Origin of the sequence: Rothia sp. HMSC061E04 (assembly GCF_001813685.1) — a bacterium.
Lineage (GTDB): Bacteria > Actinomycetota > Actinomycetes > Actinomycetales > Micrococcaceae > Rothia > Rothia mucilaginosa.
Genome location: NZ_KV813697.1, coordinates 174,396 through 198,777 on the forward strand (window position 1 = coordinate 174,396; position 24,382 = coordinate 198,777).

A 24,382-nucleotide genomic window follows, 5' to 3' on the forward strand; every position below is an offset into this window, starting at 1 on the left:
GCCCCCAGATGCAAAGACATGCTGGGGGCAGTATAAAGAACCGGTTGAAGGTGAGAGTGCCTACGTATCGGCGGGATGCTATTCTGCGGGCTTCTGCTCAGCCGTGTTTGAGTCTTCCTGCGGGTCGTTACCTGGCGGATTCTCGGTGTTGCTTTCAATGTTCTGGGAACCCGCCCGCCCGGAACCGCGCACAATACCGCGTACACTATCGCGCGGATCAGCGTAGCGCAGGTCGATACCGAAGGTATTGCGGATCTGGCGTGCCGAGTTCAGGTGCCAGCGCTGCGAATCTGAGGGGGTCACGGAGGTGACCGCCTTCTGACCCGGAGCCAGCTTCTCGTGGCGAATGTCGTAGTGCTTACCGCCCATGGTGATGGTGAAGCCGTGCTCCTGCAACAGCTGCACGAACGCATCCACATCGTGCGGGATCTTGCGGCCGCGCTGCCTCTTTGTACCGCTCATCCTCGGCTGCGACTCGAAGGGGTTGCGGCTGGGCGCGGTGCCGCGACTAATACGAATTACCTGCTGGTCGGAGTGCGAGAACTCCACCTGATAGCCGTTGAGCGAGTACACGGTGCGGCTACTGCCGGGAATCGGGCGGCGGTCCTCGGCCTCATCCAGGATGCGGGCAATGTACTCGCCGGTCAGGCCGAGTACCTTCAGCTGTGCCTGAGCATCGGGGGAGAGCTGGTAGCCTCCAGCGAGAGCCTGCAGCGGGCGTAGCGCGAGCACCTCGGCGGTTAGGGGGTTGAGCACCACCTGGTAGCCTTCCTCTTCATGCGTGTAGAGGGTGACTTCGCGGCCGTAACGGTTCTCTTGCGCGCTTTCTTGAACCACTGTGCTTACAGGGGATTCGATGATGTCCAGTAGCAGCTCGTAGGTGAGCCCGTGGCGCATCATGTAATCCATCACGCCGGGGAGCACGCCGTAGATGCGGCGGCGCGGCGGCACGTCACCGTAGAATTCTTTCTCGATGCGCGCGGCAATACGCTGGTTCTCCAGCGGCACCTCGGTCAGCGGAATGAGGCGCTGGTTGGAGGGGCGAATCTTGGCGCGTGCGGCGGCGGGCTTGGGCGCCTGACGGTATGCGTCCACGAGTGCCTGCTGCTGCTCCATGAATTCCTGGGCAATGAGCGGTAGGAGAGTGAAGTAGAGCTCTGCCGCTTCGTGCTTGAGCGCGCCGTTCTCATCGAGTAGGGACGCGCCGTCCTTGGAGAGCAAATCCCACGGCTTATCGCTTGCACTGTTCTCTTCGGAACCCTGATTATCCCGGTAGCTATAGGCGGCGAGGGAGGCAAGCTCCTGCAGGCGAACGTACACCTCAAGAGGAACGGTGATCTGCTTAGCGGACATTATTTCTCCTCCTCGGTGGTGTTTTCTGCCTGGGCTGCCTTATCTTCCGCCTGCTTTGCCAGGGTGTTGCTGAGCTCCTCGAGCTGCACCTTGCGCAGGTTCTCCGCGTGCAGAACATGGAAATCCGGGGTCTTCGCCAGGGCAAGAACGGTCCGCTCATCGGGCGAAACCGCAATCTCCAGGCCCTGCGCCGCGTAGATACGTGTCCAGCCTTCAGCCATGCGCACGCTCTCGGGGCTGCTCAGCGCCTGAAGCATTAGATCGAAAACGAACTGCGGGTTCTTCTTCAGGAAGGTGCGGGCGCGCTCGCTGAATTCGAGTTCCAGGGCGTTGAGCGAGGTGTATTCGCCCTGAGCCAGGGATGCCTGTGCCGCCTCGTTGTAGTCGGCGTCGTATTCGTCAATGACGGTAATAATTTCTGCGGAGGCGGTGTTCACATCAACGCGGTAGTCGTCGTGCGTGAAGCGGATGGTCCAGTCGTTGATGCGTTCCGCTTCGCCTTCGCGCAGGATGGTGCGCACGAGCTCTTCGCTAATGTTTTCGCGTTCGAGGCGGGCGCGCAGGCTCGGGCGCAGTCGGTAGCTGCGTTCACGGTCCTCGGCGGTAATGGCGCGAGGTGCGGCGGCTACCGGTTCTGCTGCCGGAGTGCTCGGGGCGGGTGCGGCAGGCATCGATGCACCCGGTTCCGGTGCAGCGGGCTTCGGCGTGCTCGGCTTGGGAGCTGCGGGTGCGCCCGGTAGGGACTGGCTGAGTACGGGCAACTCCTCAACAGGCGCCTGCTCGCTAGATACTGCCATATGGGTAGCTTCTGCGACTTCGGCAGCCTGTTGGCGGGCACGCAGACCCTCCAGGTACTCTTCGATGCGCGGCGGTCGGTAGGTTAGCGTGGACTTGCGGAACATACCGGGGGAGGGAGCACCGGGAGTCGGTGCCGCAGGCTTCGGCACAGCGGGCTTGGGTGCTGCAGGTTTCGGTGCAGCGGGCTGGGGTGCTGCGGGAGCAACCGTGGCCGGCGTCGGAACCGTCTCTCCTGTAGTCGCCTCTGCGGGTGCCTCCACAGGTGCTTCTTCCGGCACGCTGGGAGCCGGGGTGGGTGCCTGCGCCGCGCGGGCGGCAAAGAGTGCGGGGGAGGGCGCCGGTTTCGGGGCTGCAGGCTTGGGCGCAACAGAAGCGCTCACTTCCGCGTCCTCAACTACTGCAGGTTCGACGGGGCTAGTTTCAACCTCAGTCGTAGGCTCTACAGTATTTTCAGCTGACTGCTCTTGCAGCTCACCCTGTTCCTCATCAACAGGCTCTTTCTCACCGCGACGCAGGGCGGCAACGAGTTCCTGACGGGAAGTATAAGGAATGATTTCCTCGGGCGAATCGATATATCGCGGGAAATTCTCGTAGAGAATCCTCGCCGCGGCCTCAAAGAGCTTCTCCGCGGTGGTGTTGGCGGCGGGTGCGCAGGGGCAGAGGAGCTCCTGGCGCTGCGCGTCGTAGAGGGACCAGTGGGCGCATCGTTCGGTGGGTGGGAAGTAGTCGAGTGTTCCCAGGTCGGCTATATCGATGAGTGCACCTATCAGGGACTGCGGAATGGATAGCTGTGCCATAGTGCTCCTTTGCGTTGTCTACTCTCCAACCTATGCGTGGAGGGTCCTCTATCCATCCTAGGCGTTTTTTGGCGGGTGTGCCCCGGAGCACGTCATCTGGGAGCATAAATCTGCGGATTCACAGGTTGGGGCGCTTTTGGATGTGGTTTTTGGCACGGATGGGGCAGCGTCAGGTGGTGGAGCGTCCTTGCTGCACCTAGCTAGAGCCTGCGGCGTGTCGTGCTGTAGCGTGTCGTACTGCAACATGTCGTACTGCGCGGTGGCTTGAGCTCTGCCCGGGGCTTGTGGCTGAGCGTTTTCTGCGCGCTTGTTCCCCAAAGACATCTTCCCGGGCGTGTCTTCCGGGGCATGTCTTCTGGGCATACAAAAAATCCCCGGTTCCGAAGAACCGGGGATCGGTGGTGCGCCCGAAGGGATTCGAACCCCCAACCTTCTGATCCGTAGTCAGATGCTCTATCCGTTGAGCTACAGGCGCATGTTCCTCGCTTCGGATTTCTTCAACCCGTCGCGGCAACAGGTACTACTATACGGATGTCCTCAAGGGGGTGCAAGCCGAAAAACTCGAAATTGACCCAAAATCCCCTCCGCAGGAATCGAAAGTGCCCCGTTTTACCGCATGATTCCGGGGTTTTTGTGCTCGCAAAATTTTTTCAAAATATTTTCTCGGCACCCTAAAACCGGCGCTGCAGGTCCCTGAAATCCCCCGGATGATCCCGCCGTAAGCCCTAAAAATTCTTTACAGAAATCCTCTCGTACTCTAAGAATGTGATGCGCAGAACGTAAGAAATGGCGTTATAGAAAGCTCTACAGACCATTAATGCGTTATTCTGTAAGCATCACGAGGAAGTGGAGACTGTCCAAGCGTGCATATTCACGATTATTTGCACGCTTGTAGTGTTTAACTGCTTCTTTGTTACCGCAGACCTAACCGGATCAACGTAGTATCCGGGCCACCGATTGAAGGGGAAAACGTCAATGGCTGACACCTCAACTCGTACTCTCTCTGCTGAGCTCGAAAAGGAGCTGCAGAGCGCACCCACTACCCACCAGGGCCTTCTGGATTGGGTTCGCGAAGTTGCGGCCCTGACCCAGCCCGCACACATCTACTGGGTCGACGGCACCCAGGAAGAATATGACCGCCTGGCACAGGAACTGGTTGACGCCGGTACCTTCGTTCGTCTCAGCGATCACGAATTCCCGAACTCTTACGCAGCTTTCTCCGATCCCGACGACGTTGCACGTGTCGAGGAGCGCACCTTCATCTGCTCCGAGACTGAAGAAGGCGCAGGCCCGACCAACAACTGGCGTGACCCCGTCGAAATGAAGCAGACCCTGACCGGTCTTTTCGAGGGCTCCATGCGCGGCCGCACCATGTACGTCATTCCCTTCGTCATGGGCTCCCTGAAGGCTAAGAACCCCAAGATTGCTGTTGAGCTCAGCGACTCCGCATACGTTGTCTGCTCCATGCGCATCATGGCAACCATCGGTAAGGACGTTCTGGCCAAGCTGAACGAGACCAACGGCTTCTTCGTCAAGGCTCTGCACAGTGTTGGTGCACCCCTGGAGCCCGGTCAGGAAGATGTTCCCTGGCCCTGCAACCCCGAGAAGTACATCGTCCAGTTCCCTGAGACCCGCGAAATCTGGTCCTTCGGCTCCGGCTACGGCGGTAACGCACTGCTCGGTAAGAAGTGCTACGCACTGCGTATCGCATCCGTTATCGGTCGCGACGAGGGCTGGATGGCAGAGCACATGCTCATCCTGAAGGTCACCAACCCCGAGGGCAAGGTTCGCTACATCTCCGCAGCGTTCCCCTCCGCATGTGGCAAGACCAACTTCGCAATGATGGAGCCCACCATTGACGGCTGGAAGGCTGAGATGGTCGGCGACGACATCGCATGGATCGAGTTCGACGAGAACCACCAGGCACGCGTGGTCAACCCCGAGGCTGGCCTGTTCGGCGTGGCACCGGGCACCGGTTACTCCACCAACCCGAACGCTATGAAGGCTATCGCCAAGGGCAACACCATCTTCACCAACGTTGCACTGACCGACGACGGCTCCGTCTGGTGGGAGGGCAAGACCGACGAGGCTCCCGCACACCTGATTGACTGGACCGGTCAGGACTGGACCCCCGAGTCCGGCCGCCCGGCAGCTCACCCGAACTCCCGCTTCTGCACCCCCGCATCCCAGGTCGACATGCTCGCTCCCGAGTACTACGACCCCGAGGGTGTGCCGCTGAGCGCTATCGTTCTGGGCGGTCGCCGTAAGACCACCATCCCGCTGGTTTCCGAGTCTGAGAGCTGGGAACAGGGCGTCTTCCGCGCAGTTACCCTCTCCTCCGAGACCACCGCGGCTGCTAAGGGTGCTGTCGGCGTGATTCGCCGCGACCCGATGGCAATGCTGCCCTTCATCGGCTACAACGCTGGTGACTACTTCAAGCACTGGCTGGACCTGGGCAAGAAGCACGGCACCGAGAACATGCCGAAGGTCTACTACGTCAACTGGTTCCGCCGCACCCCCGACGGTGGCTTCGCATGGCCCGGCTTCGGCGAGAACTCTCGCGTTGTGAAGTGGATCTTCGACCGCCTCGACGGCAAGGCTGGCGGCCAGGAGACCTTCCTGGGCACCGTTCCCACCAAGGAAGACCTGGACCTGAGCGGTCTGGAAATCTCTGAGGACGAGCTGAAGGCTGCTCTGGCTGTCTCGAAGGAAGAATGGGCTGCTGAACTGCCCGGTATCGACGAGTGGCTCGAGAAGTTCGGCGACAAGCTGCCCGCTGAGGTTCGCGAACAGCGCGACGCTCTGGCAAAGGCCCTGGAGGACTAATCCTTCGAAGGAACTAAAACTCTTCGCTGAGCCGTATGGTTGAGCATTTGGAAGGGGCGGAATCTCTCGGTGAGATTCCGCTCCTTCCTTCCGTTTTGGGGAAATTTGAATCCTCGTCAGTTGGGGGGAGTGATAAGTTTTCTCGCAAAGGTGTGAGTGTAAGGCTATGCAGTCCACTTGCTCTTGAGAAATACTTTAAAATCCTCGCCGGGGTGGTTTGGTGCAGAAGCGGTTATCCATAATTTCTTGCCTCTCTTGCCGCCCCTATACAATTCCAATGTAAGATTTTTGAATGTTCACAGCTTTCACGAGCTGCGTATATCCGCTGCTGCATGTACTGATATGTAGCGGCACGAGAGATGAGAAGGAGTATCCATGCGTTTGACAGCATTCTCGGATGTCTCGCTCCGCGTTCTGATGCTCCTGTCTGCTCTGGAGCCCGGTCAGAAGCTTTCCACCCAGAAGATCTCTGAAGGTGTGGACACCCCCTACAACCACGTGGCAAAGGCTGTGGCTTTCCTCGTGAACATGGGTTACCTGGACTCGACCCGCGGTCGCGCCGGTGGCGTTATGCTTTCCGACGCTGGTCGTTCTGCGACCGTCGGCACTGTTCTTCGCGCTACTGAGGGCGATATCCCCATGATTGAGTGTGAGGATGAGAACGGCCACTGCCCCCTCGATAAGTTCTGCCGCCTGCGCAACGTGCTGGCGAGGGCTCGTGAGGCGTTCTATGCTTCGGTGGACTCGGTTGTGATTAGCGAGCTGACTGCCGGTGCACGTCCCGTTGGTCCGGTATTTGTGGAGCTAGGCTTTGCGCCTCCGGAGAATGCGCTGCCTGTGCGCTAAGCCTGCACGCTAAAGGAATACGTGGTACCTGTGGAGCTTTCCGGTGGGAGGCTCCATAGAGTTTTTAACACGAAGTTTAGCGTGTTTCTGCGGTTGATGCGGGGCTGCTGGGCGGTTCGCGCGGGGGTCTCTCGGCTTTCTTGTAGGGTTTTCGAGGGGAGTGGGGAGTATTTTGCCGCTGCTTGCGTGACTGCTGGAACCCGCGTGAGTCCTAAATTTGTGCAGTAAATGCAGAATATTGCAAATTTGCTTTTCAAATGCAGAAAATGTGACCATATTCATTTTTGCATCACATTGCATACTTTCCGTAGTAAATATATTTTCATGTCAGAATTTTTATGCAGACTTCGGGGCTAGTCACCCGGCGAACTCAAAAACAGTGCTGAAAATATATAGTGTGACGCGGGGCTCTCTCTTTGAGTCAAGCTGAACCATAAGTCTCGCCTAGACCCCTCAACACCCCCCAGGGAGTGACCTGCACTCAGCGCAAACACCCCGCAAAATGCTACGGTAAGGGTGCTTTATAAACACTCCGTCACCAACTGAGCTGTCCGAGTGAACGCCCCAGCATCACACATATCAAGGGCATCATCACAACGACCGAGGTGACCACACAGGAAGAAGGCAAGACATGCTCTCCGAGAAGTCCCGCCCCATTATTGAGGCAACGCTGCCCATCATTGCCGAGCGCATCAACGACATCACCCCCGACTTCTACCGTCGAATGTTCGCCGCTCGCCCCGACCTGATGGACGGCATGTTCTCCCGCTCCTCCCAGCTCGAAGGCACCCAGCCCAAGGCACTGGCAGGCTCCATCGCCGTGTTCGCTTCCTACATCGTCCAGAACCCGGACTCCTACCCCGACGAGGTCCTCTCCCGCGTTGCACACAAGCACGCGTCCCTGGGCCTGAAGGAAGAAGAGTACCCCACCGTCTACAAGTACCTCTTCGAGGCAATCGCCGCTAACCTGGGCGACCTGGCTACCCCCGAAATCGTTGAGGCATGGACCGAGGTCTACTGGCTCATGGGCAACGCCCTCATCAAGCTGGAGAAGGGCCTGTACGCTTCCCAGGCAAACGACGTCATGTTCGCGCCCTTCAAGCTCGTTGACCGCAAGGAGACCGGCGAGAACGTCGTCGTGCTGACCTTCGAGCCCGCCGACGAGACCCCCATGACCGAGTCCAAGGGCGGCCAGTACATCTCTATCATCGTTCCCGCACGCGACGGCCTGCGCCAGGCACGCCAGTACACCCTGCTGCCCAGCGAAAAGAACCAGCGCCGCATTGCTGTGAAGCTCGACCCCAACGGCGAGATGACCTCCATCCTGCACGAGCTGGAAGTCGGCGCAGTCGTCGAGCTTTCCAACCCCTACGGTGACCTGACCCTGGAAGGCTTCGGCGACCCCGAGGCACCGCTGTACCTCTTCTCCGCAGGTATCGGCACCACCCCCATGCTCAGCTTCCTCTCCGAGCTGGTTGAGAAGGGCTCCGAGCGCCCCGTGACCGTGGTCCACGCAGACCGCCGCCTGGACACCTGGCCCCTGCGCGAAGAGCTCGCCGAGCTCGTCGGCAAGCTGCCCAACGCACGCCTCGTATCCTTCATCGAGGGCGAGGGCGGCGACTTCACCGGCCGCGTCGACGTCTCCAAGCTGGACGTTCCCGCCAATGCTAACGTCTACCTCTGCGGCCCGCTGCCCTTCATGCAGGGCGTACGCTCCGCGCTGGTGGAGGCAGGCGTTCCCGGCAAGAACATCAACTACGAGATCTTCGGCCCCGACCAGTGGATGCTCCACGACCAGGCACGCGAGGCGTAAAAACCCCGTAAGTCGGCTCGTCCGCTAGGTTTCTTAAACCCGGCTAGGTTCTCCTTTGAGATAGGAGAACCTAGCCGGGTTTTTAGAACTCAAAATAAAAATCCCACCCCGCAGAAATAATCTGCGGGGCGGGATCTTTAGCAGCTAGCTAGTGCTTAGCCCTGGCGAACCAGAGCCAGAACCTCGTCGCGGACGCGCTCCATAGTCGCAACATCCGGTGCCTCAAGGTTCAGGCGCAGGAAAGGCTCGGTGTTCGAAGGACGCAGGTTAACCCACCAACCCTCTTCGGTGTTGGTGAAGGTGGTGCCGTCGGAGTCCTCAACAACCACGGGAGCGTTAGCGTAGTGTGCACGCACGCGGTCCACAGCGGCAGCCTTGTCTTCAATCTCGGAGTTAATCTCACCGGAAGCAACGTACGGGGAGTACTTCGCGCTGATCTCGGAGAGAGGCTCATCGCTACCACCCAGAGCAGCCAGCACGTGCATTGCAGCGAGCATGCCGGTGTCTGCGTTGAAGAAGTCCTTGAAGTAGTAGTGAGCGGAGTGCTCGCCACCGAAAACGCCGTTCTCCTCAGCCATAACAGCCTTGATGAAGGAGTGGCCCACGCGGGTCTTCACTGCGCGGCCGCCCAGCTTCTCAACCAGCTCAGGAACAGCCTTCGAGGTGATCAGGTTGTAGATGATGACGGGCTCTTCATTGCCCTCTGCCTTCGCACGAGTAATCTCGCGCTCAGCAACCAGAGCGGTCACAGCGGAAGGAGTGACGGGCTCACCCTTCTCGTCGATGACGAAGCAACGGTCAGCGTCGCCGTCGAATGCCAGACCAATGTCAGCACCGTGCTCAACAACAGCCTTCTGCAGGTCAACCAGGTTAGCCGGTTCCAGCGGGTTAGCCGGGTGGTTCGGGAAGGTACCGTCCAGCTCGAAGTACAGGGGAACGATTTCCAGGGGCAGGCCCGGCAGGATGGTGTCGCCCAGAACAGCGGGAGTGGTCATACCACCCATGCCGTTACCAGCGTCAACAACAACCTTCAGGGGGCGGATGGAAGACAGGTCAACCAACTTGCGCAGGTACTCTGCGTAGGGCTTGAGAACGTCCTTCTCAGAAACGGTGCCGACCTTCTCCACCGAAGGAATCTCGCCCGAATCCAGGTACTTCTGAGCTAGGTCACGAATGTCGAACAGACCGGACTCGGAAGACAGCGGAACAGCGCCAGCCTTGGACATCTTCATGCCGTTGTACTCTGCGGGGTTGTGGCTAGCGGTGAAGGTAACACCGGCAGCGTTCTCAACGCCACATGCGAAGTACAGAACGTCAGTGGAGATCAGACCAATTTTCTCAACATTTGCACCGCGAGCGGTTGCACCCTGGGCGAATGCATCCATGAATTCGGGGGAGGAGGGGCGCATATCGCCACCGACCAGGATGGTCTGGCCCTCCAGGCCCAGAACGTCTACGAAAGCCGCGCCAGTAGCGCGAACAGTCTCTGCAGTAATGGTTTCGCCGACGATGCCACGCACGTCGTACGCCTTGAATGAGTCATGTAGATTAATAGTAGTCACGCCTCTTATTTTAGCGGTAAAGAAGTGCAACTAGCCTCTATAATGGGCAGGTAAAACCTCATAAATTCTGCTGAATGTATGGGTTTTTTATCACGTCACTTGCTTCGAACAACTCACGTTGAGAGGTATTTTCCCCTATGGGTGAGATTTTTCCCCTAAAGAACCAGATTCAGAATTATGCGTGGGGTTCCCGCGAAATTCTTGGACGCATGCGTGGCGTGCCTGTCCCCACCGAACAGCCCGAGGCTGAGGTGTGGGTTGGAGCGCATCCGGCTGCGCCCTCCCGTGCGACCGTTGACGGCACCGAGTCCCCGCTCAACGAGCTGATCCAGGCTGAGCCCTCCCGTTTCTTGCGCCCGGACCGTACCTCCGACTGGTTCCCCTTCCTCTTTAAAATCCTTGCGATTGACGCCCCCCTGTCGATTCAGGTGCACCCCACCCCCGAGCAGGCTATTGCCGGCTTCGAGGATGAGCAGGCACGCGGCATCGCGATTGATGCGCCGCACCGCAACTACAAGGACCGCTACTCCAAGCCTGAAACCGTCATCGCCCTGACCCAGATGCGCGTGCTCACCGGTGTGCGCACCTCCGAGCAGCTGGCAGAGCTGGCTGAGGCGTTCAAGGCCGACTGGCTGGCAGAGCGTGTGGATCTCACCCCCAAGCAGCTGCTGACCGAGATTATCCGCATGCCCGAAGAGACCGCCACCGCAGCTGTTGAGCAGCTTGTCGAGGCGGCAGCACAGCTGACCGGCTCCGACAACGCACTCATCGCTGACGCAGCTGAGCTCGTGCAGATTGTTGCCGGCAAGTACCCCGGCGACCGCGGTCTGCTCGTCGCCTTCGTCATGAACTTGGTTCACCTGGCACCGGGCGAATCCGCCTTCACCCCCGACGGTCAGGTACACGCCTACGTCTCCGGTACCGCTATTGAGCTGATGAACCCCTCCGATAACGTGATGCGCGCGGGCCTGACCGCAAAGCACATCGACACCGAGGAGCTCATTAAGGTTCTCGGCGAAAGCCAGGACGCCCCCGTCATTCAGCGTCCCACCCCCGAGAACGCACCCATCGGCACCTACGCCATGTGGGACGAACGCATGAGCGTGACCCGCATCCGCGTTGAAGAGGGCAAGCCGCAGGAATACACCTTCGAGGGCATTAGCGCCGCGCTGAGCGTATCCGGCAAAATTACTATTCACGCAGCAGACGGCAACGGCACCGAAGAGTTTGTTCTGGGCGCCACCGAGTCGGTACTGCACGTGGGTGAGCCCTCGGCGGCAACCCTGAGCGGTAACGGCGAGCTGTATATCGCTTCTTATGTTTAGGAAATAATCCTCGATAACTAAAACTTCTAGACAGTTATAACTAGCCAGATATAAGGAGTGTCGAAAGATACTTCAAGACTGGCACATAATTAAGAATCCACGTTCTTCCCTGTATTTATTCAGACCGGGAAGGCGTGGATTTTTTATGCCCCGAATATGGGATGCAGGGGATATTTTTGTGTCTACCTTACACAGTGTGTTCTGGGTAACCTATAATTGCTCTTATAAATATGCGTATACCTGTGCCTTTATGCGCCTCTTCATTGGGTACGCAGCCCCAAACCACTAGGAGAACACCGTGAAGATTATCCTCACCGTCACAGGCATCGACCACGAAGGCATCATCGCCACCGTGACCGCAACCCTCGCCGAGCGCAAGGTCAACGTCCTTGACGTCTCCCAGACCATCATGGGCGAATACTTCACCATGATCATGCACTGCTCCTTCGACGAAGAGCAGCAGAACCTCATCGACCTGCAGGAAGCCATGATTGGTGTCGAGCACGAACAGAAGGTCCAGATTCGCATTCAGGCAGAATCCATCTTCAAGGCAATGCACTCCATCTAAGGCTCCACTTATGCGCAACACCAACATTCTAGAAACCCTTCGAATGATCGAGGAGCAGAAGCTCGACATTCGCACCGTCACCATGGGCATCTCCCTGCTCGACTGCGCCGATTCTGACGGTGAGGTAGCCCGTCGCAAAATCTACGACAAGATCACCAGCCGCGCCGCAAACCTCGTCAGCGTCTGCGAAGGTATCGAAGCTGAGCTCGGCATCCCGATCGTCAACAAGCGCATCGCCGTCACCCCCATCGCGCTGGTGGCAGGCGCCTCCAACGATGAGGACTACGTAGAATTCGCCCGCACCCTCGAAGCGGCAGCTAAGGCAGTCGGCGTGAACTTCGTCGGAGGCTTTAGCGCCCTCGTCGATAAGGGCATGACCCCCGCCGACGAAAAGCTGATTCGCTCCATTCCGCGAGCGCTCGCAGAAACCGACGTGGTCTGCTCCTCCGTAGACATCGGATCCTCCCGTGCCGGCATCAACATGAGCGCCGTCAAACTCATGGGCGAAACCATCCGCGCCACCGCAGACCTGACCGCGGACGCACACGGCTTCGGTTGCGCCAAGCTCGTCGTCTTCGCGAACGCCGTCAGCGACAACCCCTTCATGGCGGGTGCATTCCACGGCGTGCAGGAAGCAGACACCACCATCTCCGTAGGCGTCTCCGGCCCCGGCGTGGTACACCGCGCCCTGCAGAAGGTCCGCGGCGAATCCTTCGACACCTGCGCCGAAGAAATCAAAAAGGCAGCCTTCAAGATTACCCGCGTCGGCCAGCTGGTCGGTACCCTCGCCTCCGAGCGTCTGGGCGTACCCTTCAACATTATTGACCTCTCCCTGGCACCCACCGCAGAGATTGGCGACTCGGTCGCGCACATCCTCGAAGAGATGGGTCTGGAAACCGTCGGTACCCACGGCACCGTCGCAGCCCTCGCATTGCTCAACGATGCGGTGAAGAAGGGCGGCCTCATGGCGTGCTCGAACGTCGGTGGTCTCTCCGGTTCCTTCATCCCGATCTCTGAGGACATCGGCATGATTGAATCCGCAGCCGCCGGACAGATCACCTTGGACAAGCTCGAAGCGATGACCGCCATCTGCTCCGTTGGCCTGGACATGGTCGCGGTCCCCGGCGACACCCCCGCCGCCACCCTCTCCGCAATGATTGCAGACGAGGCAGCAATCGGCGTGATGAACCACAAGACCACCGCGGTCCGCGTCATCCCGGCGGTCGGCCTGGGCGTAGGTGACATGGTCGAATTTGGTGGCCTGCTCGGTCGCGCACCCGTCATGCCCACCCACACCCCCAGCGCGGAGGCGTTCATCGCCCGCTGCGGTCGTATTCCGTCGCCGGTTCACGGTTTCCGCAACTAAGCTTGATTCCGTAACTAAGCTCGAATCCTCAACTAAGCTCTAGGGGCGCTGAGAACCAACAGAAAAATGGGAGGCACCGAAAATCATCTCTTCGGCGCCTCCCCTTTTTCGCTGTATGAGCTACCAAGAACCTACTGATACACGAAGCGGCTCATCAACGCCTCAAGCGCCAAACGCGCATTCGCGTTCGTCCGCAGACGACGCAGAGTCAGCTCGACCGCCTGTACATCCTCCAGCAACTGCTGGGCGGAACGGCGGGTGCAGAACGCTTCCAGAGGCTCACGCAAATGCTCATTGACCAGCGGAGCCTGCGCCAACAGAGTCACCGTCAACGCATCACGCAGAATCGTCTGAACCTGCGCCACGGAACGCAACAGCGTATCGGATGAAACGCGCTTAGCGCGGCGTTTCTGCTGCTCCTCCAGACGGCGAACCTGCGCTCGCAAGGACGGAGAAACACGCTCACCCTCGCGAATACCCAGCAGAGCCAGAAGCTCCTGGCGTTCCTGCTCATCCTTGAGATCGGAGACGGCCTGTGCGTCCTGGTCGGCAAGGTCGGTGAGCTTCTCAGCTGCATTGAAAGCCGAAGAAATAGAACGAACATTCAGAACCAGGGAGGTAATCAACTCCCGACGAGCCATCGCCTGCTCATCGGTCGCCAAACGGTACCCCTCCTGCGCATCACCCAGAGCCAGACGCGCCGCACGCTGCGCCAAAGGATCCACCACACCGTGCACCAACAAATACTCGTGCACCTGCGCATCAGTGGGAACCGGCAACTGCACCGGACGGCACCGCGAACGAATCGTCACCAGCACATCGGTGGGGGAGGGCGCCGTCAACAACCAAATCGTATGCGGTGGCGGCTCCTCAATCGCCTTCAACAACACATTGGAGGTACGCTCCGGCATGCGATCGGTGTCCTCCACCAGAATCACGCGCCAGCGACCCACGGTCGGGCGGTCCTGAGCCTTCATGACCAGCTCGCGTGCCTCATCAATGCTGATGTGCGTCGCCTCGGTACTAAAGTGCGTAAAATCTGCGTGCGAACCGTTCATGACGGTCATGCAGCCCTTGCACTGACCGCATCCGCGGTTCTGCGGGTCGGGCTGCTCGCACAGTAGCGCGGCAGCGAAAATTTTTGCAGCCTCACGGTGAGGCGTACCGGTCGCGCCCGTGAAAAGCCAAGCGTGCGTGGGGCGGTCGGCGGCGGCATCCGTGCGTAGCTGCTGGAGCTTATCGGCAGGAATCAGCAGGGTATCCCAGAGGCTCATGAGTCCTCCTTACCGGTGCGGACCAGCTCGCGAGCGGCAAGCAGAGGCTCAATCACCTCGAGCACGCGCGCGTGAACCTGCTCAATCGTGCCCACACCATCAATGATGCGGTGCGAACCGTTAGCGTCCTCGTGGGCGATCTGCTCAAACGCACCGTGAATGCGTGCCTTGAACGCCGCGCCTTCAGCCTCAATACGGTCGACGGTGCCACGCTGGTCCATGCGCTCCTGCTCGGCGCTCAATGGCACACTCAGCAATAGGGTCGCATCGGGTACCAGATCGGCGGTGGCCCAGCGGCTCAACTCGACGATGGTTTCAATACCCAGCTCACGGCCGACACCCTGGTACGCGGCAGAAGAATCAATATAGCGGTCACTGAGCACGATGGCGCCCTCAGCGAGCGCCGGGCGAATCAGCTGGGAGGCGTGAGCCGCGCGGGATGCCGCAAAGATTAGCGCCTCGGTGCGGTCGTCAATAGTGCCCTGACCCGCTTCCAGGACGAGGGCGCGCAGCTTTTCACCAATCTCGGTGCCGCCGGGTTCGCGGGTGGTGATGACACGGTATCCGCGGGCGCTGAGCGCTTCATTCAGCAGGGCGAGCTGGGTGGTTTTGCCGGCGCCGTCGCCTCCTTCGACCACGATAAAAAGCCCGCGGCGACCGTTCGGGTCGGCGGGAAGATTCTGTGCATCGGGGGTGTAACTGAGAGTATCCATCACCTTTAAGGGTACCGGGTCTCTTAGCTGCATCAGTGCGGTTTTGGTGATACCTCCGCGTGGGATTGAGTGCGTATCAAGGTAAAAAACATGTAAATCCTGCGCGCCGTCACCTGCGCGGGCGTGCGTTCTGGGCGCGGGTGTGCCAGGCTTAAAGACATGAGTGCAGATAACCACGACATGAATTACTCCGCAGAGACCTTCGTCGTCTCTGGCGGCCGCCCGGCACACGAGCATGACGCGCCGGTGAACCCTCCGATCGTTCTTTCTTCCACCTACCGTGGTGTGGACGCCGTCAATATTGAGCAGGACCGCGTGTACGCCCGCTTCTCGAACCCCACCTGGGAGGGCATGGAAGAGGTTGTGGCGAAGCTGGAGAACGCTTCCCAGCCGGGTCTGCTGTTCCCCTCCGGTATGGCTGCTGTCGCTGCTGTCATCGACCTGGTGCCGGTTGGCTCCATTGTTCTGATTCCGAAGCACGCATACATGGCGTCGGTGACATTGTGCAAGGATTTGGAGCGCCGCGGCATCATTGAGCTCGTTCGCGTGGACATTGAAGACACCGAGAGCGTTATCGCCGCTATGGAGGATGCCGCATCCCGCACCGGCGTGACCCCGGAGAACGTGAACTATTCGGCCCCGAAGGTTCTGGCGTGGCTGGAGAGCCCCACGAATCCGATGCTTGAGGTTGCTGACCTGCCTGCCCTGCTTTCTGCTGCTCGCCGCCTGGGCATTGTGACCGCGGTGGATAACACCTTCGCAACCCCGATTCTGCAGCGTCCCCTGGATTTGGGCGCAGACGTGGTGGTTCACTCCGCGACGAAGTTCCTTGCGGGCCACTCTGATGTGCTGCTGGGTATGGCTCTGACCTCGAACGAGGATCTGTACAAGGCGATGCGTCACCACCGCATCACCAACGGCGCAATCCCCGGTCCGGTGGAGGCGTGGCTTGGTTTGCGCGGTCTGCGCACTCTGGCACTGCGTGTGGAGCGTGCTGTAGAGAACGCGCAGGTTCTCGCAGAGCGTTTGAGCGAGCACCCCTTCGTGACTGAGGTGCGTTACCCGGGTCTGGAGAGCGACCGCGGTCATGAGGTTGCGAAGAAGCAGATGGATGGTTTCGGTGCGATTTTGTGCGTCACTCTTGATACGGACGCTACGGGTGCCCGTAACGTTGTGGAGGCGTTGAAGCTGTGGACTCCGGCAACCTCTCTGGGCGGCGTGGAGTCTCTGGTGGAGCGTCGTCGTCGCCACGGTAACGAGCCGGATTCGATTCCGGAATCCCTGCTGCGCCTGTCGGTGGGTATTGAGAACGTGGATGACCTTTACAATGACTTGGTTGAGGCCTTTAAGGTTGTCCGCTAAGCGCTTTGCTAGGGTTGTCTAGAGAAGCTGCTGATTCTAAGGAATACTATGTCTCCTATTCTGCTGGTCTGGTATGTGACCACTTTTGTTGATACGCTGCTGGCTATCGCTGGTGCTGCGGTTGGTGTGCTGGCTTTTGTGCGTGCGTGGATGTCTCCGGCGAACGCGTACGATTTTGCCGGTAAGCGCCCGAAGAACACGTGGCTGGCTTTGACCGGTGGTTCTGCTGCAGTGTCGCTGTTTAGCGTTTTTGCTGCGGTGACTGGCGGCGGTAATACTGTGCTGATTCTTCAGCTGGTTGCTGCTGTGATTAGCTGCGTGTTCTTGGCTGGTGTGTGGCCTTCGGTGGGCCGCCGCCGTTTCTAGCGTTAGCTTGTGCGCTCGCTTTGAGCGATAGATGGTGAAGCCTCGTGCGCTGTCTGACGGGTTTGTCCCGATCGGATGGTGTGCGGGGCTTTTCCCTTTTCTGGCGGGGTTTTGAGCCTTTCGTTCTGGTAAAAAAGACCCTTATAAAATTTTGGGAGAATGCATACTTTCTAGCCCTTGAGGCATGACAAACCGGCGGGTAAATGAAAAAATAGAGGTATGACTTACAAACTAGTACTCCTGCGCCACGGCCAGTCCGAGTGGAACGAGAAGAACCTGTTCACCGGCTGGGTGGACGTTAACCTGACCGATAAGGGCCGTGCTGAGGCTAAGCGCGGCGGCGAGCTGCTGGCAGAGCGCAACATCCTCCCCGATGTTGTTCACACCTCCCTGCAGCGTCGCGCAATCAACACCGCAAACCTTGCACTGGATGCAGCAGACCGTCTGTGGATTCCCGTCAAGCGCACCTGGCGCCTGAACGAGCGTCACTACGGTGCTCTGCAGGGTAAGAACAAGTCCGAGATTCGCGAGGAATACGGTGACGAGAAGTTCATGACTTGGCGTCGTTCCTACGACGTTCCGCCGCCCCCGCTGGATGACAACGACCCCTACTCGCAGGCAAACGACCCCCGCTACGCGGATGTTGAGAACGCTCCTCGCACCGAGTGCCTGAAGGACGTTCTGGGCCGTATGCTTCCCTACTGGGAGTCGGACATCAAGCCCGACCTCGCAGCAGGCAAGACCGTTCTGGTTGCTGCACACGGTAACTCCCTGCGTTCGCTGGTCAAGCACCTCGAGGGCATTTCCGATGAAGACATTGCTGCCCTGAACATCCCCACCGGTATTCCGCTGTACTACGAGTTGGATGAGAACTTCCAGCCCGTCAAGCCCGGCGAGTACCTGGACCCCGAGGCTGCTAAGGACGCTATTGCTGCCGTAGCAAACCAGGGTAAGTAATACCTCCGGCAGGGTTTCACCCCTGTCATTGTGATGAGCCGTCCACCGTTGAGGTGGGCGGCTCATTGCGTTCTCGGCAGGTTTCTGTACGAGGAGCCTGCCTGAGAAGACGGGCGCTCGTCTGAGTGCTGGGTATCCGCCACATTTATACTTATGGGGTACCCGAATGGAAGGGAAGTACATGGATGCCGGTCTGATCGCCTTTATTGCGGGCATGATAGGTCTGCTGGTGGGCGTCCTGAGCATGAATGCGGTGGCGCGTAGTGAGCGGGAGCAGGAGCGTAGTTTGGTGTCGGCGCCGGCGCTGCGTGATGGTGCCGCTCAGGTGCTTGCTGTGATTGGTCGCGCCTACCTGGTGATTGATGAAGTGGGCGGCGTGGTTCAGGCTTCTCCGGGTGCGTATGCGATGGGTTTGGTGCGTGGTCATACTGTGGCGTCTGATGAGTTGGCGGATATGATTCGCACGGTGCGTCATCGCGGTATTTTTGCGGAACGTACTTTTGAGATTGACCGCGGTGAGGGTGAGGCGCTGGTCTTGGATGTGCGTGTTGCTTCGCTGGGGGACGAGTACATTCTGGTGCTCGCTGATGACCGCACTGAAATTTCTCGTGTGCAGCGTATGCGTAATGATTTTGTGGCGAATGTGTCGCATGAGTTGAAGACTCCGGTGGGTGCGGTGAGTCTGCTGGCTGAGGCTATTGAGCAGGCGAGTGATGATCCGGAGGCGATTGAGTATTTTGTGGGTCGTCTGCATAAGGAGACTCGCCGCCTGTCTGCGCTGGTGCGTGACATTATTGAGCTTTCGCGTCTGCAGTCGACCGATGTGATTGCGCGTGGTGGTCCGGTGTCGGTGCCTTCTTTGGTGGCTGATGCGGTGGATCGTTCGCATATTGTGGCTGAGGAGAAGGACATTCAGATTTCTACCCGCATCGAGGAGGTCCCCGAGGTGTACGGTGACGCCGAGCTACTCGGTATTGCTGTGCAGAACCTGGTGGAGAACGCGGTGCGTTATTCGCCGGAGCATACAAAGGTGGATATTTGGGTGCACCGTGTGGCTGATCAGCTGCTGGTTGAGGTTGCTGATCAGGGCGTGGGTATCCCGGAAGACGAGCAGAAACGTATTTTTGAGCGTTTTTACCGGGTCGATCCGGCTCGTTCGCGTCAGACGGGCGGCACTGGTTTGGGCTTGAGCATTGTGAAGCATGTGATGACTCAGCACGGTGGTAGCGTGACGGTTCGGTCGATGCCGCAGGAGGGCTCGACGTTTACGTTGGCGTTGCCGCTGAATGAGCCTCCGGCCGCAGTGTAGTGTTAGCGGTATAGGTTTTATGGAATCGAAGGAAGTTATTGATGTCTAAAATTCTGATTGTTGAGGACGAAGAGGCCCTCTCGGATCCCCTTGCGTTTTTGCTGGGTCGTGAGGGTTTCCAGACGATTGTTGTGGACAACGGTCTGGATGCTCTGCCGGTGTTCGACCGCGAGGGCGCGGATTTGGTGCTGCTGGATGTGATGCTTCCGGGCATGTCCGGTATGGAGGTGTGCCGTAAGCTGCGTGAGGTGTCTTCGGTCCCGATTATCATGCTGACCGCTAAGGATTCTGAGCTGGATAAGGTGCTGGGTCTGGAGCTGGGTGCTGATGACTATGTGACGAAGCCGTATTCTGCGCGTGAGCTGATTGCTCGTATCCGTGCGGTGTTGCGTCGTCGTTCGGCGGAGACTGATTCTGCTACTGAGTCGGTGCAGCAGGGCGGCCCGGTGCGTATGGACATTGACCGCCATGTGGTGACGGTTAATGGTGAAGAGATTTCTATGCCGCTGAAGGAGTTTGAGCTCCTGGAGATTCTGCTGCGCAATGTGGGTCGTGTGATGACTCGTGGCCAGCTGATTGAGCGCGTGTGGGGCGCCGACTATGTGGGTGATACGAAGACCCTGGACGTGCACATTAAGCGTCTGCGTTCGAAGATTGAGCCGGATTCTTCTGCCCCGCAGTATGTGGTGACGGTTCGCGGCTTGGGCTATAAGTTCGAGGCGTAGACGGGCTTGAGACTGATGAGTTCTGCTTCTGCGGCGAATACTGCCGTGATTGTTTTGGCAGCTGGTTCGGGTACTCGCCTGGGTGAGCCGATCCCGAAGGCTGCTGTGCGTGTTCATGGTCGTACCCTGCTGGATTATGCGTTGGAGGGTGCGCTCGCTTCGGGTGTTGCTGAGCATGTGGTGGTGACTGTTCCTGCTGATTGTTCGGCGAGTTGCCCGGAGCTTTTGGAGGATGCCCGCCGTGCCGGTGCGTTGATTACTGCCGGCGGTGATACGCGTACGGCTTCGGTGGTTGCGGCGTTGGATGCTTTGAAGGATGCGCAAGTTCCGGTGGATTATGTGCTGATTCATGATTGCGCTCGTGCTTTTACTCCGCCGCAGGTGTATCACCGCGTGCTTGAGGGTTTAGGGTCTGAGAGCCCGCAGGGTGTTGTGCGTGCGGTGATTCCTGTGTTGCCGGTGGTGGATACGGTGAAGACCGTGGATTCTGCTGGTTTGGTGACGGGTACTCCTTCGCGTGCGCAGATGCGTGCGGTGCAGACTCCTCAGGGTTTTGAGGTGGCTGCTCTGTTGGCGGCGCATGAGCGGAGCCGTTCCCTGCCTGCTGAGGAGGCTGAGTTGCTGACTGATGATGCGATGGCGATGGAGGCGGCGGGTGAGCCGGTGTTGACGGTTGCCGGTGATGCGGATGCGTTTAAGGTGACGACTCCGATGGATTTGCGGGTTGCTCGCGCGCTGTTTGGTGATTCTGCTGCCTAACCCTGCCGCCTAATGCCTCTTTTGCCGAGGTGTTGCTGCTGAGAAGATGTTTGATCGATTGAAGGGTCCTGTGATGACTGTTATTCCTCGTGTTGGTACCGGTGTTGATGTCCATGCTTTTGGTGAGGAGGGCACTCCTCTGTATATTGCTGGTCTGCATTGGCCGGGCGAGCGTGGTTTGAGCGGCCATTCTGATGGCGATGTGGTGGCTCATGCTGCCGCGGATGCTCTTTTTGCCGCCTCCGGCACGGGGGATTTGGGCTCTAATTTTGGTGTGGACCGCCCGGATATGAAGGGCGCTTCGGGTGTTCGTATTCTTTCTGAGGCTGCGGCGATTGTGCGTGCTGCTGGTTTTGAGATTGGTAATGTGAGCGTTCAGCTGGTGGGTAACCGCCCGAAGTTCTCTCCGCGCCGTGATGAGGCGAACCACGTGCTGAGCGAGGCGGCGGGTGCTCCGGTGACGGTGATTGCGACGACTACTGACGGTCTGGGTTTGACGGGCCGCGGCGAGGGCGTGGCTGCTATTGCGACGGCGCTGGTGTACCCGCGTTCGTAGGTGTTTGGCTGCTTCGAGCCATTCTGTAACCTATCGCTGATTTACCGCCCCGGCGTCTGAGCCGACCCCGTAGAATGAGAGTGTGACTATGCGTTTTTATGATTCAGCTTCCGCGACTATTCGCGAGTTTGAGCCCGTCGTGCCCGGTGAGGCGCGTATCTATTATTGTGGTGCTACGGTGCAGGGTGAACCGCATCTGGGCCATATCCGTTCGGCGTTGGTTTTTGACCAGTTGAGCCGTTGGATGCGTTACCGCGGTTTGAAGGTGACGACGGTCCGCAATGTTACTGATATTGATGACAAGATTTTGGCGAAGTCTGCTGATTCTATGGAGCCCGGTTTTGAGGGTGAGTTCCCGAATGAGCAGTGGTGGGCGCTCGCGTACCGTTTTGAGAAGGTTTTTGCTCAGGCGTATGCGGCGTTGGGTATTGATCCGCCGACGTATGAGCCGCGTGCGACCGGTCATATTCCGGAGATGTTTGCTCTGATTCAGCGTCTGATTGATCGTGGCCACGCGTATCCTGCGCTGGATGATTCTGGTGACGTGTATTTTGATGTGCGTTCGTGGGCTAAATATGGTGCGCTGACGAATCAGAGCGTTGAGGATATGCTGGATTCTGCGGATGCTGATCCGCGCGGTAAGCGTGACCCTCGCGATTTTGCCCTGTGGAAGGGTTATAAGGAGGGCGAGCCGCTAACTGCTTCGTGGGAGTCTCCGTGGGGTCGCGGCCGTCCGGGCTGGCACCTGGAGTGCTCGGCGATGGCTGGTAAGTATTTGGGTTCGCGTTTCGATATTCACGGTGGCGGTTTGGATTTGCGTTTCCCGCACCATGAGAATGAGCTGGCGCAGTCGACTGCTGCTGGCGATGATTTCGCGAACTTCTGGATGCATAACGGCATGGTCACCTATGAGGGTGAGAAGATGTCGAAGTCTATCGGTAATACGATTTCGCCGGCGCAGATGCTGCAGATGGCTCGTCCGCTGGTGGTTCGCTACTACCTCGGTAGTGCGCATTACCGTTCGATTCTTGATTACCGTCCGTCGTCTCTGCAGGAGGCGGCAACCGCTATTGAGCGTGTTGAGGCGTTCCTTGCTGCAACTCAGGAAGTGCTGAAGCCGGGTCGTGAGGTTCCGGAGGCTTTTGCTGAGGCTATGGATGATGACGTGAATATTCCGCGTGCTCTCGCGGTTCTGCATGAGCAGACTCGTGCGGGTAATGCGGCGCTTGCTGCCGGTGAGGATGCTTCGGAGGCGGCGAATGCTGTGATGGCTATGGCTGAGGTTCTGGGCCTGGCGCAGCTGATGAGCTTTAATGCTGAGGGCACTTCGGGTGCTGAGCATGAGGCTCTGGATGCGCTTATTCAGGCTGTGTTGGCGGAGCGTGCTGATGCTCGTGCTCAGAAGGATTGGGCGAAGGCTGATGCGATGCGTGATCTGTTGGCGTCTGCTGGTGTGCAGGTGAAGGATGGCGCGAATGGTTCGAGCTGGAGCGTTGGCTAGAGGGTGATGTGCCCCGCGTTTGTGCGTAAGGCTTAGGTCGCGCGGGTTTCTCTCGCGTAGACTCGTATTCATTACTTTGACGAAGGAAGAGAAGAATGGCTAAGGCAGGTTCGCGCCCGGGCGCTACCACCAAGAAGAAGGGTGCTACTAAGGGCACTGGCGGTCACGGTCGTAAGGCGCTTGAGGGTAAGGGTCCTACTCCGAAGGCTGAGGACCGCGTTTATCACAAGGCGCATAAGATGAAGCGTGCGGCTGAGCGTCGTGCTGCTACCGGTACGAACCGTAAGTTCCAGACTCGTCTGGGCGGTAAGCGTGCTAGCGATGAGCTGGTGACTGGTCGTAATGCGGTGCTTGAGGCTCTGCGTACTGAGATTCCCTCGAAGCACTTGTACATCATGAGCCGTGTTGAGGTTGATGACCGTGTTCGCGAGATTATGACTATTGCGAATAAGCGCAATATTCCGATGCTGGAGATTCCGCGTAGCGAGCTGGATCGTTTGACTGATGGTTCTGTGCATCAGGGTGTTGCGATGCAGATTCCGCCGTACAAGTACCCGGATGCGACTGATTTGGTGCTGGATACTATGGAGCGTTGGCACTCGGGTAAGCTGTCGACTCCGCCGCTGTTTGTTGCTTTGGACGGTATTACTGATCCGCGTAACCTGGGTGCGATTATTCGTAGTGTGTCCGCGTTTAGCGGTGATGGCGTGATTATTCCTGAGCGTCGTTCGGCTGCTGTGACTGCTGGTGCGTGGAAGACTAGTGCTGGTGCGGCTGCTCGTATTCCTGTTGCGATGGCGACTAACCTGACTCGCGTGATTCAGCAGGCTAAGGAGCAGGGTATTTTCGTGATTGGTCTGGATGGCGGTGGCGATATTGAGCTGCCGGCTCTGGAGCTTGCGAATGAGCCGCTGTGCGTGGTGGTTGGTTCTGAGGGTAAGGGCCTGTCCCGCCTGGTGACTGAGAACTGCGATCAGATTGTGTCGATTCCGATTGATTCTGCGATGGAGTCTTTGAATGCGGCGATGGCTGTGGGCATCACTCTGTACGATGTTTCTCGTCGTCGCGCTTCCGCGAACTAGAGTTTTGAAGCTAGCGAGCTACGGGCTGAGCTCTGTAGCTTGAACCCTATAGCTTGAATAAGGAGGGCGCCCCCGTGAGGGGTGCCCTCCTTATCTGTGCTCTTCTGTGCTCTCCCCATATATAGGCGCTCATATATAGGGAGGCTGCAGAACTGGGAGGTACAGAAGAGGTACAGAATAGGGAGGCGCAGCGGTACAGAAATACGGCGGTATGAAATACAGAGATGCGGTGATACAGAGATGGGGGGAGGGGCGGAGCCCCTCTTCCCATCTTTTCTTCCCGTCTTCTCTTCCTATCTTCTTGATGCTGAGAGGATCTTCTGCCCTTCTATATGGGCTCTTTAGGGCGCTTCTGCAGGTTTTTCGGGGTCTTTTGAAGGTTTTTAAACTTTTTTCAAAGAACTTTTGGGAGGCTTATCCTGCGTTGACTAGGTGTTTTAGTACTCTGTTCAAGTCAGAATGAACCTAAAACCCCATGTTTGTGTCCCATTTCACCCTATTTCGGGTTGCAGACCCATTTCGGC

At 58.5% G+C, this 24,382-nt stretch carries 20 protein-coding genes and 1 tRNA gene; 15 read left to right on the forward strand and 6 right to left on the reverse strand.

The features are described 5' to 3' along the window. Window positions 1-78: 78 nt before the first annotated feature. From HMPREF2927_RS02785 to HMPREF2927_RS02795, 3 genes are all read right to left on the reverse strand, one after another. On the reverse strand, window positions 79-1,353 hold the full coding sequence (locus tag HMPREF2927_RS02785) for a cell wall biosynthesis glycosyltransferase (RefSeq protein ID WP_070685309.1): 1,275 nt from the start codon (window positions 1,351-1,353) through the stop codon (window positions 79-81). Next, the gene (locus HMPREF2927_RS02790) at window positions 1,353-2,948 is read right to left on the reverse strand and encodes a DNA repair protein (RefSeq protein WP_070685311.1); all 1,596 of its coding nucleotides are present in this window, start codon (window positions 2,946-2,948) and stop codon (window positions 1,353-1,355) included. Before HMPREF2927_RS02790 ends, HMPREF2927_RS02785 begins: the two co-directional genes overlap by 1 nt. Window positions 2,949-3,347: 399 nt before the next feature. Further along, window positions 3,348-3,423: transfer RNA gene (locus HMPREF2927_RS02795), tRNA-Arg, on the reverse strand. Between the two features lie 500 nt (window positions 3,424-3,923). Between HMPREF2927_RS02795 and HMPREF2927_RS02800 the strand changes: the two genes are divergently transcribed. From HMPREF2927_RS02800 to HMPREF2927_RS02810, 3 genes are all read left to right on the forward strand, one after another. Then, window positions 3,924-5,774, forward strand: a complete 1,851-nt coding sequence (locus tag HMPREF2927_RS02800; protein WP_070685313.1) for a phosphoenolpyruvate carboxykinase (GTP) — start codon at window positions 3,924-3,926, stop codon at window positions 5,772-5,774. Between the two features lie 375 nt (window positions 5,775-6,149). Then, on the forward strand, window positions 6,150-6,620 hold the full coding sequence (locus HMPREF2927_RS02805) for an RrF2 family transcriptional regulator (protein ID WP_070685315.1): 471 nt from the start codon (window positions 6,150-6,152) through the stop codon (window positions 6,618-6,620). 631 nt (window positions 6,621-7,251) lie between these two features. Further along, window positions 7,252-8,433, forward strand: a complete 1,182-nt coding sequence (locus HMPREF2927_RS02810; RefSeq protein WP_070685317.1) for an FAD-binding oxidoreductase — start codon at window positions 7,252-7,254, stop codon at window positions 8,431-8,433. Window positions 8,434-8,588: 155 nt separating this feature from the next. Here the strand turns inward: HMPREF2927_RS02810 and HMPREF2927_RS02815 are convergent, their stop codons facing one another. Continuing rightward, the gene (locus HMPREF2927_RS02815; RefSeq protein ID WP_070685319.1) at window positions 8,589-9,995 is read right to left on the reverse strand and encodes a phosphomannomutase/phosphoglucomutase; all 1,407 of its coding nucleotides are present in this window, start codon (window positions 9,993-9,995) and stop codon (window positions 8,589-8,591) included. 137 nt (window positions 9,996-10,132) lie between these two features. Here HMPREF2927_RS02815 and manA point away from each other — a divergent pair, with 137 nt between their 5' ends. The 3 genes from manA to HMPREF2927_RS02830 all read left to right on the forward strand — a co-directional run bounded on the left by manA (window position 10,133) and on the right by HMPREF2927_RS02830 (window position 13,254). Beyond that, a complete protein-coding gene (gene manA, locus HMPREF2927_RS02820; RefSeq protein WP_070685321.1) occupies window positions 10,133-11,320 on the forward strand; it encodes a mannose-6-phosphate isomerase, class I in 1,188 nt (395 codons plus the stop codon). A gap of 298 nt (window positions 11,321-11,618) precedes the next feature. After that, a complete protein-coding gene (locus HMPREF2927_RS02825; protein WP_070685322.1) occupies window positions 11,619-11,888 on the forward strand; it encodes an ACT domain-containing protein in 270 nt (89 codons plus the stop codon). Between the two features lie 10 nt (window positions 11,889-11,898). Then, on the forward strand, window positions 11,899-13,254 hold the full coding sequence (locus tag HMPREF2927_RS02830; RefSeq protein WP_070685324.1) for a PFL family protein: 1,356 nt from the start codon (window positions 11,899-11,901) through the stop codon (window positions 13,252-13,254). Window positions 13,255-13,385: 131 nt separating this feature from the next. Here HMPREF2927_RS02830 and HMPREF2927_RS02835 read toward each other — a convergent pair whose 3' ends face one another. Together HMPREF2927_RS02835 and tmk are read right to left on the reverse strand one after the other, a co-directional pair. Continuing rightward, the gene (locus HMPREF2927_RS02835) at window positions 13,386-14,528 is read right to left on the reverse strand and encodes a DNA polymerase III subunit delta' (RefSeq protein WP_070685326.1); all 1,143 of its coding nucleotides are present in this window, start codon (window positions 14,526-14,528) and stop codon (window positions 13,386-13,388) included. Then, complete coding sequence (tmk, locus tag HMPREF2927_RS02840) at window positions 14,525-15,241, reverse strand: dTMP kinase (protein WP_083311152.1); 717 nt, start codon at window positions 15,239-15,241, stop codon at window positions 14,525-14,527. The genes HMPREF2927_RS02835 and tmk overlap by 4 nt, the downstream gene beginning before the upstream one ends. A 159-nt stretch (window positions 15,242-15,400) precedes the next feature. On the opposite strand from tmk, the gene HMPREF2927_RS02845 reads away from it, so the two are divergent. The 9 genes from HMPREF2927_RS02845 to rlmB all read left to right on the forward strand — a co-directional run bounded on the left by HMPREF2927_RS02845 (window position 15,401) and on the right by rlmB (window position 23,858). Continuing rightward, entirely contained in the window at window positions 15,401-16,603 is a 1,203-nt protein-coding gene (locus tag HMPREF2927_RS02845) for a trans-sulfuration enzyme family protein (RefSeq protein WP_070685328.1), read from the forward strand. Window positions 16,604-16,651: 48 nt separating this feature from the next. Then, a complete protein-coding gene (locus tag HMPREF2927_RS02850; protein ID WP_005507153.1) occupies window positions 16,652-16,969 on the forward strand; it encodes a DUF2516 family protein in 318 nt (105 codons plus the stop codon). A 219-nt stretch (window positions 16,970-17,188) separates the two neighbouring features. Then, window positions 17,189-17,926, forward strand: a complete 738-nt coding sequence (locus tag HMPREF2927_RS02855; protein WP_070685330.1) for a phosphoglyceromutase — start codon at window positions 17,189-17,191, stop codon at window positions 17,924-17,926. A 166-nt stretch (window positions 17,927-18,092) separates the two neighbouring features. Further along, window positions 18,093-19,235 carry a sensor histidine kinase gene (locus tag HMPREF2927_RS02860; protein WP_012904157.1) on the forward strand — a complete coding sequence of 381 codons (1,143 nt, stop codon included), beginning with the start codon at window positions 18,093-18,095 and terminating at the stop codon, window positions 19,233-19,235. A 41-nt stretch (window positions 19,236-19,276) separates the two neighbouring features. Continuing rightward, a complete protein-coding gene (locus HMPREF2927_RS02865; RefSeq protein WP_070685332.1) occupies window positions 19,277-19,960 on the forward strand; it encodes a response regulator transcription factor in 684 nt (227 codons plus the stop codon). 15 nt (window positions 19,961-19,975) lie between these two features. After that, window positions 19,976-20,719 carry a 2-C-methyl-D-erythritol 4-phosphate cytidylyltransferase gene (gene ispD / locus HMPREF2927_RS02870; protein ID WP_049357734.1) on the forward strand — a complete coding sequence of 248 codons (744 nt, stop codon included), beginning with the start codon at window positions 19,976-19,978 and terminating at the stop codon, window positions 20,717-20,719. Between the two features lie 73 nt (window positions 20,720-20,792). Further along, window positions 20,793-21,275, forward strand: a complete 483-nt coding sequence (ispF, locus tag HMPREF2927_RS02875) for a 2-C-methyl-D-erythritol 2,4-cyclodiphosphate synthase (protein WP_199774568.1) — start codon at window positions 20,793-20,795, stop codon at window positions 21,273-21,275. A gap of 82 nt (window positions 21,276-21,357) precedes the next feature. Continuing rightward, window positions 21,358-22,776, forward strand: a complete 1,419-nt coding sequence (gene cysS / locus HMPREF2927_RS02880) for a cysteine--tRNA ligase (protein WP_070685336.1) — start codon at window positions 21,358-21,360, stop codon at window positions 22,774-22,776. Between the two features lie 95 nt (window positions 22,777-22,871). After that, the gene (gene rlmB, locus HMPREF2927_RS02885) at window positions 22,872-23,858 is read left to right on the forward strand and encodes a 23S rRNA (guanosine(2251)-2'-O)-methyltransferase RlmB (protein ID WP_005509305.1); all 987 of its coding nucleotides are present in this window, start codon (window positions 22,872-22,874) and stop codon (window positions 23,856-23,858) included. Window positions 23,859-24,382 lie beyond the last annotated feature (524 nt).